The 14,509-nt window shown below is 64.3% G+C and carries 10 protein-coding genes; 9 read left to right on the forward strand and 1 reads right to left on the reverse strand.

All coding sequences use genetic code 11. The annotated features are described in order from the left end of the window. The first annotated feature begins 13 nt into the window (after window positions 1-13). The 8 genes from PLANPX_RS15345 to PLANPX_RS15380 all read left to right on the forward strand — a co-directional run bounded on the left by PLANPX_RS15345 (window position 14) and on the right by PLANPX_RS15380 (window position 8,703). Entirely contained in the window at window positions 14-340 is a 327-nt protein-coding gene (locus tag PLANPX_RS15345; protein WP_152099576.1) for a hypothetical protein, read from the forward strand. A gap of 395 nt (window positions 341-735) precedes the next feature. Beyond that, window positions 736-1,767 carry an aldo/keto reductase gene (locus tag PLANPX_RS15350; protein ID WP_152099577.1) on the forward strand — a complete coding sequence of 344 codons (1,032 nt, stop codon included), beginning with the start codon at window positions 736-738 and terminating at the stop codon, window positions 1,765-1,767. A gap of 236 nt (window positions 1,768-2,003) precedes the next feature. Beyond that, the gene (locus PLANPX_RS15355) at window positions 2,004-3,158 is read left to right on the forward strand and encodes a hypothetical protein (protein ID WP_152099578.1); all 1,155 of its coding nucleotides are present in this window, start codon (window positions 2,004-2,006) and stop codon (window positions 3,156-3,158) included. Window positions 3,159-3,553: 395 nt separating this feature from the next. Then, window positions 3,554-4,681: a hypothetical protein gene (locus tag PLANPX_RS15360; protein ID WP_152099579.1), complete on the forward strand. Its 1,128-nt coding sequence runs from the start codon at window positions 3,554-3,556 to the stop codon at window positions 4,679-4,681. 86 nt (window positions 4,682-4,767) lie between these two features. Continuing rightward, window positions 4,768-7,107, forward strand: a complete 2,340-nt coding sequence (locus PLANPX_RS15365; protein WP_152099580.1) for a DUF4159 domain-containing protein — start codon at window positions 4,768-4,770, stop codon at window positions 7,105-7,107. Window positions 7,108-7,358: 251 nt separating this feature from the next. Beyond that, entirely contained in the window at window positions 7,359-7,787 is a 429-nt protein-coding gene (locus PLANPX_RS15370; RefSeq protein ID WP_152099581.1) for a hypothetical protein, read from the forward strand. After that, the gene (locus tag PLANPX_RS15375) at window positions 7,771-8,214 is read left to right on the forward strand and encodes a LamG domain-containing protein (protein ID WP_152099582.1); all 444 of its coding nucleotides are present in this window, start codon (window positions 7,771-7,773) and stop codon (window positions 8,212-8,214) included. The genes PLANPX_RS15370 and PLANPX_RS15375 overlap by 17 nt, the downstream gene beginning before the upstream one ends. A gap of 81 nt (window positions 8,215-8,295) precedes the next feature. Beyond that, the gene (locus PLANPX_RS15380) at window positions 8,296-8,703 is read left to right on the forward strand and encodes a hypothetical protein (protein ID WP_152099583.1); all 408 of its coding nucleotides are present in this window, start codon (window positions 8,296-8,298) and stop codon (window positions 8,701-8,703) included. Window positions 8,704-9,327: 624 nt separating this feature from the next. On the opposite strand, the gene PLANPX_RS15385 is transcribed toward PLANPX_RS15380, so the two are convergent. Further along, the gene (locus tag PLANPX_RS15385) at window positions 9,328-12,114 is read right to left on the reverse strand and encodes a beta strand repeat-containing protein (RefSeq protein WP_152099584.1); all 2,787 of its coding nucleotides are present in this window, start codon (window positions 12,112-12,114) and stop codon (window positions 9,328-9,330) included. Window positions 12,115-12,974: 860 nt separating this feature from the next. On the opposite strand from PLANPX_RS15385, the gene PLANPX_RS15390 reads away from it, so the two are divergent. Further along, window positions 12,975-14,414 (forward strand): cytochrome c peroxidase, encoded by a 1,440-nt coding sequence (locus PLANPX_RS15390; protein ID WP_152099585.1) that lies wholly within the window; start codon window positions 12,975-12,977, stop codon window positions 14,412-14,414. The last annotated feature ends 95 nt before the right edge of the window (window positions 14,415-14,509 follow it).

Raw genomic sequence — 14,509 nt, forward strand, 5'->3', positions numbered from 1 at the left:
CGTGATGCCAACCATGATGATCATCGCGGTGTTCAGCGTGGTGAGCATCGTGATGCTCCGCATGATGGTCCGAATGATGCTCGGCATGATGATCGGCGTGATGTTCGCCCGAGTGGTGCTCGCTGCTGTGATGTTCGCTGTGGTGTTCTTCATGGTGCTCGGCGTGATGCTCGCCCCCATGGTGTCCGCCGGCATGGCCTCCGCCGTGCCCGCCTCCGCGAGCGTGCACCGTCGCGGCAAATACTGTCGTCCCCATAAAAGAGGCGGCCAAGATATATCGAGGAACGCGTCTGAGCATGATTTCCCCCTGCGCCGACGATGCGGCAAATCAAAAGAGTGAGTGGAACCACAGTGGGCCGATTCGGCCCGTTGATAAGTCACTGAAAAGCCGCCCCGTAGAGCGTTACGAAACCGTAGCTCACGAATAGCCGTCGCAAGCTGCCAGATCCTGCGGCCTGTAACGATTCCCCGGCAGCCGCGGGTCAACGACCCGCCGGAGCGGTGATAGAAAGAATGTCGAATGGGGAATGCGGAATGTGGCAGGACAGAGCGTTCAAACGCTCACAGCCGCCTTCCCCCATTCCCCATTCAGCATTCCCCATTTGTATTCGCTCCGGCCGGTCGTTGACCGGCGGCTACTGCAGCGGCTGCGGTTGACCCCCGCTGGCCCTTCTGCCTCGCAGCCGCAAAAATAGATTCCCGCCCATTCACTCCCCGCCTCTGGAGCTCCCCGCCATGGAATTTCGCCGTCTCGGCCACTCCGGCTTCAACGTCCCCGTCCTCACGCTCGGCACCGGCACCTTCGGCGGCGGCACCGAGATGTTCAAAGCCTGGGGCGAGACCGACGTCAAAGAAGCGACCCGCCTGATCGACGTCTGCCTCGACGCGGGCCTCAACATGTTCGACTCGGCCGACATTTATTCCAAAGGCATGGCCGAAGAAATCCTCGGCGCCGCGATCCAAGGCCGCCGCGACAAGGTCCTCATCTCCACGAAGGCGACCTTCCGCAGCGGCGAAGCCGCCAACGACGTCGGCTCGTCGCGGTTTCATCTCATCAAGTCGGTCGAAGGCTGCCTCAAACGACTCGGCACCGATTACATCGACCTCTTCCAGCTCCACGGCTTCGACGCCAAGACGCCGGTCGAAGAAGTTCTCTACACGCTCGACGACCTCGTTCGCGCCGGCAAGATCCGCTACATCGGCTGCTCGAACTTCTCCGGCTGGCACCTGATGAAGTCGCTAGCCGCGAGCGATCGCTACGGCTGGACGCGGTACGTCGCCCATCAGGCGTACTACTCGCTCGTCGGCCGCGACTACGAATGGGAACTGATGCCGCTCGGCATCGACCAAGGCGTCGGCGCCGTCGTCTGGAGCCCGCTCGGTTGGGGCCGGCTCACCGGCAAGATCCGCCGCGGCCAACCGCTGCCGGAACAGAGTCGCCTGCAAAGCCAAGCCGCCAACGACGCCGGCCCGCCGGTGCCGATGGAGCAGGTGTACAAGGTCGTCGACGCGCTCGACGAAGTCGCCAAGGAAACGGGCAAAACCGTTCCGCAAATCGCACTCAACTGGCTGCTGCAACGGCCATCGGTCTCGACCGTCATCATCGGCGCCCGCAACGAAGAACAACTCCGCCAGAACATCGCCGCCGTTGGCTGGAATCTCACGGCCGAGCAAGTCGCGAAGCTCGACGCCGCGAGCGAGACTCCGGTCGCCTACCCCTACTGGCATCAACGCTTCTTCGTTGAACGCAACCCAAAGCCTGTTTAGACCAGCCTAGCGGCACGACAGCGCCGCGATAGAGTTCCCACCTATCGCGGCGCTGCGGAAGCCGCATTAACCGACACCCCAGTCGATCCGCGCAACGCTTCTCGCGGCGTATTGCCCGTAATCTGCACGCTCCAGCCCGCAAAAATTGTGGTCTAGACTCCCCGCCGCCCGACTTGCGTACAATAGGGCTACGGAAATGGAGTCGCCTCATTCCTCGACTGCTGCGAGTCGCCAGAATGCCGAGCCGCCACGCACTGCTCCCGCTGTTGATCGCCGCCCTCTGTGCCGGCGCCCCGATCAATCTTCCCTTCGCCGCGGCGCAAGCCCCGGAACCTGCCGCTGCTGAATCGGCTCCCGCCGAGCCCGCCGCTGCGGAATCGACCTCCGCGAAAACGCCCCCCGCTGCCGGCGGCGGCCTCGGCAGCTTCCAGCCGGTCGCCATCGAGCCCGAAGGCCGCAAGGCCATCGACAAGGGGATGAAGTTCCTCCTCGGCGCCATGCGGCAAGATGGCAAGATCGGCGCCGACGTCAATTACCCGCCCGATCTTAGCTGCACCGCGATGCTCGGCCTCGCGCTCCTCGCCGAAGGCAACACCCCGTACGGCGGTCCTCACTCGGCCGAACTCCGCCGCGTCCTCGACGCGGTGCTCAACATGGCCGACGCGCTCCCATCAGGCGCACGCCCCCACAGCCGCACAACGCTCGTCCAACACAAGATCGGCCTCAACGCCGACCGCTTCCTCGCCGCCGTCTTCCTCAGCGAGATCATCGGCGAGACGGGGGAAGTCGACGGCGAAGTCCATAAAACGCTTGAACGCTTGGTGAAAGACATCAGCGACACCCAAGGCGCCGACGGCACCTGGGGCGACGAAAGCTGGGCGCCGGTCCTCGGCACGGTGCTCGGTTGGGAAAGCCTCCGCAACTCCGCCTCCTGCGGCCTGAAAGTCGACGCCTCCGCCGAACTCGTCGGCCAAGCGCTGCTGAAAAAGCTCCGCGCCAAAAACTCCAGCCACGAAGGCTGGATGCACGATTTCTACAAGAACGCCTCGGCCATCCGCGTCCTCTACTCAATGGGCCACCGCGACGATCCCCTCTACAAGCAATCTCTCGAACGGACGATTTTCGCCGCGCAAAAAGACGAACGCCCGTTCAAAGAAGCCGGCGGCGAAGAGTTTCTCGCATTCTTCCTGGTGAGCGAGTGCCTGCTGCAGTCGCCGGATGGCGAAGGAGTCACCTGGTACCCGCTGGTGAGCAAGGGCCTCATCAAAACCCAAAACCCCGACGGCAGCTGGACCGGCCACCACTGCATCACGAATCGCACCTTCTGCACCGCCGCCGCGCTGCTGACGCTGCAGGCGCCGAACTACTGCCTCTCGATTTCGAATTTGTGATTTGCCACTTGCGATTTGAACTCGCCAGCTACGTTTGCACCGGCGTTCAGCCCCGGAGGGGCGACATCTTGTAGCCAGGGGCGTAAGCCCCTGGTACACGACCGAGGCAGATCCGAAGCCCCGGAGGGGCGACACAACTCGCTTGAACGGAACGCACCTCCAACGAACCATGTCGCCCCTCCGGGGCTCCCATTCAAACCGCCCGCCCATTCCAGGGGCTCACGCCCCTGGCTACATCATTTCGCTCCTACGGAGCTATGCGAGCTGCAATCCGTCACCTTACTTGCCGCTCGATTAATCGGTCGCACGCTCGCTGCGCACTAGGCATCGTCCTTCTGGTCGTTGCCTCGGTTCTGTCCGTAACGCCGCTCACTCGCGCCGCCGAACCGCTGGACGTGAATCGCATTCACGCCGCAACTAACCGCGGGCTCGAATGGCTCGTCGCCCAGCAACACCCTGACGGCGCTTGGCGGTCGACGAGCTACACGCAACTCAACGCCGGCCCCGGCGCCACCGCCCTCGCCGCCGCGACGCTCGCGCAACTCTCGCGTGATGAGCAGCCTGAAGCGCTAGCGCCCGGAGTCGCACCGCAAGCCGCGCTCAAATCTGCACTCGCCTACCTCCTCAAAAACCTCGCTCCCGCCGGCCACGTCCGCGACGCGAGTGGCGCCAACGAATACCCCACCTACGCTGCCGCCCTCACGCTGATCGCCCTCAACAAACTCCCCGCCGCACAGCGCGAACCGCACGCCGCTGCGATCCGGAAGATGCAGGCGTACCTGGTCGCCGCGCAAGTAACGCAGCCGCTCCCCAACAAGCTCGCCACGGCCGACGACGTCGGCGGCTGGGGACTCGTCGGCGGCGATCCGACCGACCCGAGTTCCTTCCGCACGAGCAACGTCTCGACGACGCGATTCGCGCTCGAAGCGCTCCAACCCGTTGCCGCCGACCATCCTGAAACGTTCGAGCGCGGCAAAAAATCCCTCGCCCGCCGCCAACAAGCCGACGGCGGCTTCGCGTTCCTGAGCGACCCGCTCGACCAACTCAACAAAGCCGGCGCCAACGATCCGCCAACGCCCGACGCCCCGTTCGTCGCCCGCTCCTACGGCACCACCACCGCCGACGGACTGCTCGCCCTCCGCGCTTGCGGCATCGCCGACAATAATCCGCACATCGCCGCCGCGCTCGCCTGGCTCAACGCCCACCCGAACGTCGACGCCGTCCCCGGTTTTCCGAACGACGAAGTTTCCACCGCAATGGCCGACGGCTTGTACTACTACTATGCCGCGTCGCTCGCCCACGCGATGGCCGCGTACCCCGACGCCGACTTCGCTCGCCAGGCCCCCGCGCTCGCCGCCGAACTCCTCGCCCGCCAACGCGCCGACGGTTCCTGGGCCAACCCAATCTCCACAATGCGCGAAGACGACCCCCTCGTCGCCACCACGCTCGCCCTCAACGCACTCGCCACACTTCCAAGCAGTCAACCTGAAACAAAAACGAAGCCCGCGGATCAACGCGAATAATTTCAACGCCAAATTCTTCATCCGCGCCGATTCGCGCGACTCGCGGTCAACGCATCGCTTATTCCCAGTACAAGCAGGTCCCCAAAGTGACGCCACTCTCCCCACGCCTGCTCGCCACGCTCCCGCTCATCTTCGCGGTACTTGCTAACTCGGTAGCCCCCAACGCAAAAGCCCAAGACGCCACCGGCATCACCTCCGCCCAAGTCAACGAAGCGATCGCCCGCGGCGTTCGCTATCTCAAATCGCAACAGCTCCCCGACGGCGCCTGGGAAGAGCGCGCCCTCTACGCCGGCGGCCTTACGCCCCTCGCCACGCTCGCCCTCATCCAAGCAGGCTGCGACCCCAAAGACGAAGCCGTCGCTAAAGCCTTAAAACATCTCCGCAACTTCCGCCCCGACGCCACCTATACCGCGTCGTTGCAGACAATGGTCTTTTGCGCCGCCGAGCCCGAGCGCGATCGCCTCCTCATCGAACGCAACGTCAAGTGGCTTGAAGACCACCAAATCCGCGACGGCGCCCAAGCCGGCATGTGGGCCATCCCCACCCTCGGCACGCCCGACCATACCGACAACTCGATGACCCACATGGCGATGCTCGCCCTCTACGAAGCCGAACGCATCGGCGTCGCCGCCTCCGACGAAACCTGGCGGCTCGCCCTCGACTACTGGCGCCGCGAGCAGAATCCCGACGGCTCATGGGGTTGGGGCCCCGACTATCCCGGCACCGGTAGCATGACCGCCGCCGGCATCGCTTCGGTCCTCGCCGCCAGCGAACGCCTCGAACCCTCCGACGCCCGCGTCCAGGGCGACGCGATCTCCTGCTGCAATCCGCAACTGCCCAACAAAAGCGTCGACCTCGGCATGTCGTGGCTCCGCCGCAACTTCTCCGTCAATCGCAACCCCGGCGTCGACTACTGGCACTCCTATTATATGTTCGCCCTCGAACGCGTCGGCCGCATTACCGCGCAACGCTTCATCGGCGATCACGATTGGTACCGCGAAGGCGCCGAAGTCATCGTCGGCATGCAGCTTCCCGATGGCTCGTGGCCCTCCGATCTCGACGAAGAGCATCTCGACGATCTCCGCGTCCCGACGAGTTTTTATTTGATGTTCCTCGCCAAGGGGCGCCGGCCGCTCGTGCTCGCACACGTCAAGCACGAACCAGTCGGCGATTGGCGTCGTCATCGCGGCGCGCTCCTCCGCCTCGTCGCCTCGGTCGAGCGCGAGTGGAAGCTGCCGCTCGCTCATCAGGTCGTCGACATCGGCCCCGCGACGGTCGAAGACCTCCTCCAAACGCCTGTCCTCTACATCAGCGGCCACGATGCGCCGCAGTTCACCGCCGAGGAAAAAGAAAAGCTCCGCATGTACGTCGACCGCGGCGGATTTTTGTTCTTCGACCAATCGTGCCGAGGGGGCGGCTTCGACGCCGGCGTCCGCGAACTGATCGCCGAACTCTTCCCCAACCCCGACACGAAACTCCGCCCGCTCCCGCCAAGCCATCCGATCTGGCGAATGGAACGCCCCGTCGATCCGACGACGGCGCCACCCGTCTACGGCGTCGAGGTCAGTTGCCGCACCGCGGTCGTCTACGTCCCCGACGATCTCGGTTGCCGCTGGGAACTCCTCGGCCGCAATCGCGAGCTCAGCTACCCGCCAGCCGTTCGCGCGCGAGTCGAACAAGCCGAGACGCTCGGCCTGAACATTCTCGCGTACGCCACGAATCGCGAAGTCGGCTACAAAGATCCCGCCGTGCCGACGCCGGACGGGGGCGACGACGCTGACGATTCCCGCGGCACCATCCGCATCGCGAACATCCTCCACCCCGGCGGCTGCGAAGGCGCCCCTGGTGCGCTCCGCAATCTGCTCCACCTCGCCGACCACCATCTCCGCATCATCATCGCCGTGCCGCAAGAGGTGTCGCTCTCCTCGCCGACGCTCTTCAGCAACAACTTCCTCATGTTCCACGGCCGCACGGCGTTCACGCTGACGCCCGCCGAACGCAAAGGCCTGCGCGAGTTCGTCGAACGCGGCGGCACCGTTCTCGCCGACGCGATTTGTTCGAGCAAAGAATTTACCGACTCGCTGCGCACCGAACTGAAAGAAACCTTCCCCGAATCGCCGCTCGCGCTGATCCCCGCCGACGATCCGCTCTTCACCACCGAGTACGGCGGCTACGACCTCGCCAAAGTGACGCGCCGTCGCAACTCCGGCGGAACGCGCGATGCGGAAAACGGCGGCGTCGCGAGCATCGAATCGGAAGAGCCGCCGCAATTGGAAGCGGTGACGATCGACGGCCGCCACGTGATCATCTTCTCGCCGCACGACCTCAGCTGCTCGCTCGAAGGCGCCGCCCCGCAGTGCGAAGGCTACACCCGCCAAGACGCGGCGCGGATTAGCCTCAACGTCCTCCTCTACGCGATCCACTAGCACACAGGTGCGGCCATCTCCCCTAGCCCCGGGCTCCGCCCGGGGGTGAGTATCTACACCAGCATGCGTAGCCCCGCGCAACGCCACCCCCGGGCAGAGCCCGGGGCTAGAACGCGCCTGTCGGGCGAGATTGGCTAACTTATGCCTGCAATCGCCACCGCAAGTGCAGACAATCTCTTGCGGTTTACCGCCCGCTGCGACAAGATAAGGAAACCCCCTTATCCACTTTCAATTCCCAGCGACGACGCTCCATGCCCAGATTCTTCGCTCTCTCCATGCTCTTCCTGGCGGGCGTCTGCTCCGCAAGCAACGCCGCCCTCGTCCACCGCTACAGCTTTAGCGGTAACGTCAACGACTCGATCGGCACGGCCCACGGCACGATCGTCGATCCCGGCACGGTGAACCACGCCTTCGCCGGCGGCAAGCTCGACGTGCAGACGAATCGCGGACTCCCCTATCCGCAGAACGCCGACGGCGCCTTTGTCGAACTGCCGGGGAACATTTTTTCCGCTGCGTTTCTCGGCGGCGTGGCTGGCGAAATCACCATCGAGATGTGGGTAGAAGTGGCTGCATTGACTCCCTGGGCCTCGCCATTCAATTTTGGTTACGCCGCCCCCGACAGATACTTGCAGGTATTCGGCGAGTTCCTCGAACAACCGCGAGATGGGCGTCGACGTTAGTCCCGGGCGTAACACCGCTCCCTCACCCAATACGAACATTCAAGGGACCGGGCCGCTGTCCGTCGGAAAGTTGTCGCATGTGGCGATCACCCTGCAAACGTCTCCCTCTCGGCCGATACAAACAACGTACTACCTTGGCGACTACAGTGTTTACGTTGATGGCAACTTGATCGGTACGAAGCAACTTCCCACCGGCTTCCAACCTAACGATATGCCGGGCGCCCAGCTCCGCCTCGGCCGTTCGGTTTGGCCCACCGACCCGTTCTTCAACGGCAAGTTCGACGAATTTCGCATCTACGACTCGCGGCTCGCGCCGCAGCAAATCGCCGCGAACTTCGCAGTCGGCCCGAACGCCGTTCGCGAGCCGCAATCAATCGCGCTGCTGCTCGCCGCCGCCACCTTCGCCATAACGTACCGCCGTAGGTGAATCCCTAGCCCCGGGCTCCGCCCGGGGGTCGGTTACCATTCCGGCAAACGTAGCCCCACGTCACGCTCCGCGAGCCGCGCCATGAACCTCGCCGCCAACGCCGACCGCAGCCCCTTTCAGTGGAACGCCGGCGGCTGGCTCGGCGCCCAACTCGGCGGCGCCGGCTGGCTCCTCGGCGGCGCTCTCTACATGCTCCTCTCGGCGCCGGAAGTCTCCGCGATTTGGTTCGCGGGGTTCGTGATCCTCAACGCCATCGGCTGGGCCCTTTGGCGCCGCCGCGACCGCCTCCGCGCTCATACGGCGATACAACTACTCCTCGCCGCGATCGGCATCGTCGGCCTCGTCGCCTGGACCGCGCTCGTTCAGTTGCGGCCCGACATCCCCCGCCGAGAACTCTGGCCCACCAGCTATTGGCCGCTCGCGATTATCCCCGCGATGATGCTCTGGTTCGCCCTCCGCGATCACCTCTCCCGGCGCGCCGCCATTTAGCCCCCGGTTCTTCAAACCGGGGGCTCAATGCGGACGCCAGCACGCCAAATCTCCCATATTGGTAGTTGCTTTTGGCCGCCCACTCTGCCATACTGAACATCCGAACATACGTCAAATCGCCCGCGAACCGCGCCGGCGATCGTTTGACGCTGCGCTCTTTGACAACCCAACTCACAACCCATCGCCGCGGCGACGGAGTTGATGCCAGGCGCTTTCACGCCCAGCAGATGTCGCCCGACAATCGCGTTGATGCCGCCTCTTAGTGTCGCCTTGTCGCCTGCAAAACGGCCGCACACGCCACTTAAGCTACTGCCAGGAAATGAGTTAACTAGTGTCGCCTAAAATGCGTATTTCCATCCGCAGGCGACACGACACGACATCCCACGAACTCCTAGCCCCGGGCTCCGCCCGGGGGTCGGTCACCATTCCGGTAGGCATCGTCGCGCGTAATGCACCCCCGGGCGGAGCCCGGGGTTAGAAATGCGACAACGCGCTTCGTCACACCCACGCGCAAAAAACAAGCGGGCCACCCGCCTACAAGGCATCGTGGCCCGCTTGCCCCAATCAAGCGCTCGTTAACTGCAGGCCGTTCCAACGGCCCGCATCAGCCTTTTAGCAAAGCAGCTACTTGCGAAGCGGCCGCCGCATGAAAGGCAACGCCGCAGCCGCCGCGGCTAGCAGCCCCCACGTCGCCGGTTCCGGCACCGCGGCGGTCGCCGTCGTCGCCGGCGGCGTCACGCCGCTGCCGAACTGCCGCTGCCACGCGAGGAAGTCGGCGCCGTCAACCTTGCCATCGCCGTTCGCGTCGCCGGTCGACTTCGTTCCACCGGCAGCCAGACCATAGTTCGTTTTCCACAAACCGAGGTCCGCGCTGTCGACGTCGCCGTCGAGATCGAAGTCCGCCGCAAAACCCGCCGCCGCTCCCGCGACGAGCGTCGCCGAGTTGGCCCCGTACTGAACGCTCCAAGTGTTGGCGCCGTTCGTGGTGATCGCGGCGAACGTCCCGGCAAGACCGCCCGTCGTGGTGAGAATGGGGAAGGTCGCCCCCGTCGCCGCGACGAAGCCAGTTGGCACAACGACGTTCAGCGTGCCATCGAGCGTAGCAGCGCCATTCACGGCAAGCTTGTCGAAGCCAGTGCCGTCGAGATCAATGTCAAAGAACGACCCGGTTCCGAAGCCGACGTTGCCCGAAACAGTCAACTGGCCGATCGTCACCCCGGGGTTGATCCGGCCGTTCGCGACGACCGAGACATTCGATGCATCGCCAGCCGTGCCGACAAAGCCGGTGCCACCGAGCGTGCCGCCGTCGATGACCGAAACGTCGCCGGTCCCCACGGCCGAGCCAGTCGTGTTGTTGGCGAGCAGCGGCCCTTGGTCGACGATCGTCCCGCCGTCGTAGGTGTTCGCCGCAGTGAGCGCGAGAGCACCGTTGCCGATCTTCGTCAGGCTGGCGCCCGTGCCGCTGATGACGCCGCTCACGATCGCATCGACCGCCTGCGTGCCATCGCGGCCGTTGATCGTCCGCGGCGCCCCAGCCAGGTCGATCGGGTTCTGAAATTCGATCGTTCCATCCGATCCGGTCGCACTCAGCAATAGGTTGCCCGAGACAAACCCGTCGCCCCACACGAGCGGCGCCGCAGCCCCGCCGATGTTCACCTTGCGATTGCCGCCGTACGCCGCGAAGCCGGCATTGAAGGTCGCCCCAAACTGAATCTGCCCCGGCCCCGTGCCGATGCCGCTGGTAAAGTCCGACGCCCCCAGCCCGATCGTGCCGCCGCTGGCGGAGATCTGAATGTTCGCGATGTTGCCGCCGGTGACGCCGCCCGGAATCGAGTTGGCGTTCGTAAGGATAACGACGCCGTTGTTAATGAGCGTGGCGCCGGTGTAGGTGTTCGCAGCCGCGAACTCGACGTTGCCCGGCTGCGTTTTGTTGAGCGAGCCAGAACCGCTGATCACGCCCGTGAGCCGCGCGTCGAGATCGGCAGTGCCGTTGCGAACCGCCAGCACGCGGGTCGAGGCGCCGAGGTCGATCGGATTGGTGAACGTGATCGTCCCCGCAGCATTGTCATCCGAGAGCACAAAATTGTTCGCCGCGAAGCTGTTCAAACCCCACGCCATGCCGGCGCCTCCATTGAGCGTCACCGTATGATTCCCGCTGAACGCCGCAAAGCCGCCGTTGCCGGTGGTGAATTGCAACTGGCCAGGCCCCGTGCCGAGCGTGCCGTTATAGTCGCCGATCACGAGCCCAAGCAACCCGCCAGCCCGCAGCGTCACGTTGGTCGTTGCCGGCAGCGCTTCAGCGTGCTCAAGCACGAGGGCGCCATTGTTGACGATCGTCGGTCCGGCGTAGGTGTTCTTAGCCGCCAGAGCGAGGGCGCCCGGCCCCATCTTGGTGAGCGTCGCCGCGCTGTTCGAGCTGATCTCGCTCGTGATCCGCGCTTCGATCGGCGCCGGACCTTCGTACGTCCGGATGGTGCGGTTCGCCGCGCCGATGTTGAGGGGGTTCTCGAAAACGACCGTGTGGGTCGCCGTCGTCGAACCAAACGTCAACTCGCCGAACGTCGCTCCTGCATCGCCCCACACGATCGGCGCCGAGGCCCCGCCGAAGTTGACCACGCGGTTCGCCCCGTAGGCGGCGAAGCCGTTCGTGCCGACGTTGTTGAACTGAATCTGATCAGGCCCCGTGCCGATGCTGCGTTTCAAGTCGCTGGCGCCCAGGCCCAACACCGATGCGTCGTTCAAGGCAATATTGCTCGTGCCGCCAGCGGCGCCGAGGCCGCCGGGGATCGAGTTGGCGTTGTTCAACCGCACCGTCGTGTAGTTGGCGCCGCCGGTGCCGCCGATCACCGTGCCGCCGGCATACGTCCCCGCTCCCTCGAGGATGACGTCCCCCGTGCCGCTCGTGCCGCGATTAATCAGCAAGTTGCCGCCGCCCGAAAAGCCTTGGGCAAAGCGGATCGAATCGTTGTCGAACTGCGAGATCGTCAGCTGCGAGTTGAAGATCAGCGGTGCATCAACGACGCTCAGCCCCGTCCCTTCGGCGGAGTTGCTGTTGGACACCAACCCCGTGCCGCTGAAGGTAAGCGTGTTCGTCGCCGAGCCAATGATGGTCGTCGGCGAGACGTCGGTAACGAGCACCCCTTTGTTGATCGTGAGCGAATCAAGTTCAATCGCTTGGCCCAGGTTGATCGTCAGCGGCCCCGTCGGCGCCGGCAGAATCGCTGTAGCGCCCGGACCGTTCGGAAACGGCTGCGGCGGCGAGGGGCCCCAATTATTGGCGTCGTTCCACGCTTGCGTCCCGCTCGTCGGCACAAAGTCCGCCCCCGCCGCTTGTCGGCGATCGCCGAGCGACGCCGCCGCAATCCCCATAGCGCCCCACACGGTCGCCTGCCACGTGATTCTCCGTTTCATATTTCATCTCCCAGAAAGGTTTGATACTTGATGATTCGTTGCCGGAAGCGCAGCCGCCCCCGCGCGCAGCGTGCCGACGAGCCGCAGCTTCACTCGGCTAAAAACGCACCTAACAAGCGATGCCACAACAGCGCTCGGACGAGGCTGAGAAAGATCGCGCAGTCGACAGGCCCCCGCTCGTCGACTGCGCGAAGAAGTGCGTCATGCAAACATCCGCCGGAAACAGAGCGCGCTTCCGGCTTTCCAGTTCGCCGCGCAACAAAGAAGACAAACGCCGCCGCGTTCGCCGCGGTAGGCTTTTTCAGAGGGCTCGCTGCCGCTGTGCCGGTCGCATGGCGCCAAGGCTGAACGAAGCGAGCTAGGTTGCCGATCGCTGAACGCAATCGACGTGCCACTTGGTTCGCTGCAGCGGGAATGCCCTGCAGTTGCAGCCGTTAAGGGGAATCGCGTCGCGAACAGCGCTAGCAACCAGCATCGGCGCCCAACGACCTGAGAACCGGCCACGGCGAGCCCGCGATATCCCGCGGCAGCCGTCCCCGACCAGAATCCGCGAGCCCCCTGCGCAGAAGTGAGAGAAACGCCGCATACTCGCGACGCGAATCGCCCTGAATCGGCTCCTCAACTCGCCGGACTACGGGCCATTATGCCCGAGATTTCTCAGTCTCGACGAAGGTTATTTCCAACCAATTCATTCATGTTGACCCAGCCGCTGCTACCAGTAATATGGACATGTTGCGCCGCCCCCGCTTGCCGGTCTCTCGCCTGGCCAGGGCGCAACGCCCGGAACAGAACAGAGAGCTTCTCCCCAGGGTCTTCGTGCGCCTCGCGTGCACGCTCCCGCGTTGTCCGCTGGAACCGCTATGTCCCAACGTCGCGTCCCGCTGCTGCCTGCGCTCTTGGCACTGACCGTTCTCAACGGAGTTGCCGCCTCCCTCCGCGCCGATTCGCCCGGCGTCCCCGCCCTCCCGGCGACGACGGCGAACTACCGCAAGTACGCCGTCGACGACCTGCCGCAATACTTCAAGGCGGGTGCGATCGCGAGCATGAACAACACGCCGAGAGATCCTGTCACAAACGCTCTGATAAATGACATTTCGAACGCTGGCGCCACGCTAGGCCGCGTGTTGTTTTACGACGAACGGCTTTCCCACAATGACGGCCTGAGCTGTTCTTCCTGCCACCGACAAGCCAACGACTTTTCTGACCCCAGTCCAAAGAGCACGGGATTCGAGGGTGGCCATACGCGCCGCCATTCAATGGGCCTCAGCAACGCAGCCTATTATGGCCCAAAGAGTTTCTTCTGGGACCAGCGGGCCGCGACGCTCGAACAGCAAGTGCTGATGCCGATTCAAGACCCCGTCGAAATGGGGACGAACCTCACGCAACTCACGGCTGAGTTGTCCGCCACGAAGTTCTACCCTTCGCTCTTCCAGAACGCCTTCGGTTCCCCGGAGGTCACGTCGGACAAAATCTCGAAGGCCTTGTCGCAGTTCGTCCGCTCAATGGTTTCATACCAGTCGAAGTTCGATCAAGCAGTCAAATTGGGATCGCTCAGCAACCCGAACTACGCCGCCGCCGGCTATACTGCGCAAGAGCAACTCGGCGCCCAACTGTTCCACGGCGAGGGCCGCTGCAGTTCTTGTCACGTGACTGCCGCGCAAGTCGGCGATGCGCCGCGAAACATCGGCCTTGATGCGGACAGTTCCGCCGATCTCGGCGTAGCGTCGACGTCAATCGGCCAATTCAAAACGCCATCGCTCCGCAACGTCGAAGTCCGTGCCGGCTACACGCACGACGGCCGTTTCACATCGCTCGAGCAAGTGGTCGCATTCTATAGCAGCGGCATTCAAGACAATCCGTTCCTCGACCTCCGCCTGCGCGACAACTTCCTCGCCACGGGCCAGCCGTACCGTCCCAACTTCGACGCCACCGAGCAAGCGGCCCTCGTCGCTTTCCTGAAGACGCTCACCGACCAATCGTTCCTCAACAACGAACTCTTCAGCGATCCGTTCGAGGACTTGCCGGGCGACTTCAACAACGACGGCGAAGTCGATAGCGCCGATCTCGCCGTTTGGAAGACCGCCTTCGGCGCCACCGCCGGGGCCGACGCCGATGGAGACAACGACTCCGACGGGCAAGACTTCCTCGTCTGGCAGCAGAACCTCGGCCGGTCGTGGGAAGATTTCGTCGGCGCCAACATTCCCACCGCCGCGGCAGTTCCCGAACCCTCGGCCGCCGCGATCCTCGCCATCGCGGCGATCGCACTGGCCCCGCTCCACCGCCGCCTCAAGCGCAGCTAGAAAGCAGCGTCGCCCCCAACTAAATGTTGTGGCTCCCTCCCCCTTGAGGGGAGGGCTGGGGAGGGGGTGGAACGTTGGTACCCGCTTCAATCACC

This window comes from Lacipirellula parvula (assembly GCF_009177095.1).
GTDB lineage: Bacteria > Planctomycetota > Planctomycetia > Pirellulales > Lacipirellulaceae > Lacipirellula > Lacipirellula parvula.